Source organism: Aeromonas cavernicola, from assembly GCF_002795305.1.
GTDB lineage: Bacteria > Pseudomonadota > Gammaproteobacteria > Enterobacterales > Aeromonadaceae > Aeromonas > Aeromonas cavernicola.
On the sequence record NZ_PGGC01000178.1, the window covers coordinates 1 to 1084 of the forward strand.

Here is a 1084-nt window from a genome sequence, read left to right on the forward strand (position 1 = left end):
TGTCAGAGTTACGAGCATCGACGTCAGTGGGTGGTCGACAAGTTGGGGCAACTATCGCGGCTCTTTGCTATCAGCATTTGCGCCTATGCGGTGATGAGCAATCACTATCATCTGGTGCTCAAGGTGGAGGCTGATACCGCGGCCAACTGGAGTGAGCGGGAGGTGGCGCAGCGTTGGGCGGCGCTGTTCCAGTGGCCGCTGTTGGTCAGGCGTTGGTATCAGGGGGAGGCGCTTATCGAGCCGGAACTGGCTGTTGTGCAGCAATTGCTGGCTCAATGGCGGGAGCGGCTTCATTCCATCAGCTGGTTTATTCGGCTACTCAATGAAACTCTGGCCCGTCAGGCTAATCAGGAAGATGGTTGCAAGGGGCATTTCTGGGAGGGCCGCTTCAAAAGTCAGGCCCTGCTCACTGAATCAGCGGTGCTGGCCTGTATGGCGTATGTTGACCTCAACCCGATACGCGCCGCGTTGGCCGACCGGCCAGAGCAAAGTGACTACACCAGTATCAAACAGCGCCTTGATGAGCCCGCTACGCCTGAGGTTTTACCCCCCCTGTTGCTGCCGTTTGCCAGCCAAGGGAAGCCTGAAGCATTACCCTGTGCCTTCACGGACTACCTGATGCTGGTTGATTGGACGGGTCGTGCGATTCGGCCTGACAAACGGGGGCATATTCCGGCCCAACTTAGGCCCATTTTGGAACGGCTTGGCCTTGATGGTGTCCGCTGGTTGAAACAGGTGGCGCTGTTTCGGCGACAAGGGATCAGAGTGGTGGGCGGCAGAGAAGAGTGCCAGCAGTTTGCCCGCCACTGTGGCCAGCGGCGATGCCATCAGCCACGGCTTTGATTGCTTCACCTCCACCCTGCCGATTACGAAATCCGGGACACCCACCTTTCTGTATGGGGCGTATCACCACCAAATCCCACGCTACCGCCCGTGGATCACAGCTTCCAATATGCTCACTTGACCCGCGCTGGTAGCAACCCATCGCAGCTCAATAGGTTCTGGTCGGCTATGGTAAGCCAAACAAAACTACCGTGACGAGCCTTAAAATGATGTAACCATCAGAATTTCATCGTTTTTTGAA

General features: G+C 56.6%; 1 protein-coding gene. It reads left to right on the top strand.

All coding sequences use genetic code 11. The features are described 5' to 3' along the window. Positions 1-843: transposase (locus CUC53_RS16570; RefSeq protein ID WP_100295154.1), on the top strand; the 843-nt coding region annotated here is incomplete at its 5' end. Positions 844-1084: the final 241 nt, after the last annotated feature.